This window comes from Nocardioides sp. (assembly GCF_035429765.1).
Classification (GTDB): Bacteria; Actinomycetota; Actinomycetes; order Propionibacteriales; family Nocardioidaceae; genus Nocardioides.
On sequence record NZ_DAOMFK010000346.1, the window covers coordinates 1 to 1534 of the forward strand.

Sequence of the window (1534 nt, forward strand, 5' to 3'; positions counted from 1 at the left end):
GTTCCCGAGTACTGAGCCCGCGGCTCCCCGGGCTCAGCCCTCGGTCGCCCCGCCCCCGGGCTCGGCCACCTCGCCCACGGGCGGCGTCCCGGGCTTCGGCCTGGGCGGCCGGCGGATGTACCGGCCCAGGCCGCCCTCGTCGGTGGCGATCACCTCACCGAGCGCCGCCGTGGCCAGCAGCACCCAGGCGATGACGTAGAGCCAGCCGATGTAGGTGAACGCCACCCCCAAGGACCCGTAGTGGTGGAGGCTGCTCTCCAGGGCCTGGGGGAGCCAGCGCTCGGTCACCGGCTGGGCGACGGCGGCCGCCAGCCCGAACAGCAGCGCCCCCGGGAGGAGCACGCGGACCCGGATCCGCTTCGAGGTGAGCAGCCAGGGGAGGTACACGGCCACCGCGACCGCCACGAGGGGGTCGATGAGGGAGCCCCACAGGTTGGTCGGCGGCAGCGTCGCGGCGACCTCGATGGCCACCCGGCTCATCAGGAAGCTCCCGGCGATCACCAGCACCGCCACCACCCACCGCCACGCCTCGAACCAGCGGGTGGGGCCGTAGTCGTGGTACCAGATCACCTCGTAGGCGCGGGTGGTGGCCCGGGAGAGGCTGGTCGCGGAGGCCAGCACCATGAGGCCGCCGAGCACACCGAACGTCGCGGTCGTCGACGAGCTCTGCAGCTCGTCGAGCAGGCCCGCGGACGGCAGGTCCAGTGCCTGGACCAGCCAGTCGGCCCGGTCGGCGCCGAGCACGACGGCCACCATGATCAGGATCGGGAACACCGAGGTGAAGATCTGCGCGGCGATCGTCATGGCGCGGTCGAAGATCTGGAGCCGGCGCAGCGCAACGGTCGTGCGGAGCGCCACCCGCCCCGGCCAGTGCGACATCAGCCACTTGACGGGTCCGTGCGTCCAGGGCGGGAGACGGGCCATCATGCTGGCGACCGTCTCCTCCGGTGGCAGGTACCGGACAGGGGGCGCGGGAGCCGCGAGGAACCCCGGGCCGTCCGGGGTGGGGTGCTCCGGCGTCGCCACTGGTCCATCCCTCCGGGTCGTCGAGGCCAGCCAACCGCAGCGTCGGTGCCCCTCGCATCATCCCAGCCGGATGACCGGCGGCGTCGACGCTGCGCGGGTCACCGCGGTGTCGCGGGGTCGAGCTCGGCCCGAAGCAGGTCGCGCAGCAGGCGGTGCTCCGGCACGTGGCCGGGGTCGGAGACCGCCGCGACGACCAGCCGCCCCGCGACGGAGAGGACGTCGAAGGAGACCGTGACGTTGCCGGGGGTCGCGGCGAGGGGGACCACCCGGGCCACCCGGGCGCCGGCGAGGAACAGCGGCTGCGAGGGCCCCCGCAGGTTGGTGAGGAAGGTGTGCACGAGCCGCTGCCGGTTCACGAACGGCTCGAACAGGCCGAGCCCGGCCAGCGCCCGGAACGCGGCCGAGGTCGCCGTCCCCGAGCTGCCCCGGGGAGCCGCGACGCCGAGCCGGGCCCGTTGGGCCGCCACCGCCCGCAGCTGCGTGGCCCGGTCGGCGAGCAGCGGGACGG

General features: G+C 74.7%; 2 protein-coding genes. Both read right to left on the minus strand.

What is annotated here, in order from left to right; all coding sequences use genetic code 11:
• Positions 1–33: 33 nt before the first annotated feature.
• Positions 34–1026, minus strand: a complete 993-nt coding sequence (locus PLP61_RS17060) for a YhjD/YihY/BrkB family envelope integrity protein (protein WP_324503996.1) — start codon at positions 1024–1026, stop codon at positions 34–36.
• A 98-nt stretch (positions 1027–1124) separates the two neighbouring features.
• The coding region (locus PLP61_RS17065) for a WS/DGAT domain-containing protein (protein WP_324503997.1) at positions 1125–1534 on the minus strand (410 nt) is incomplete at its 5' end.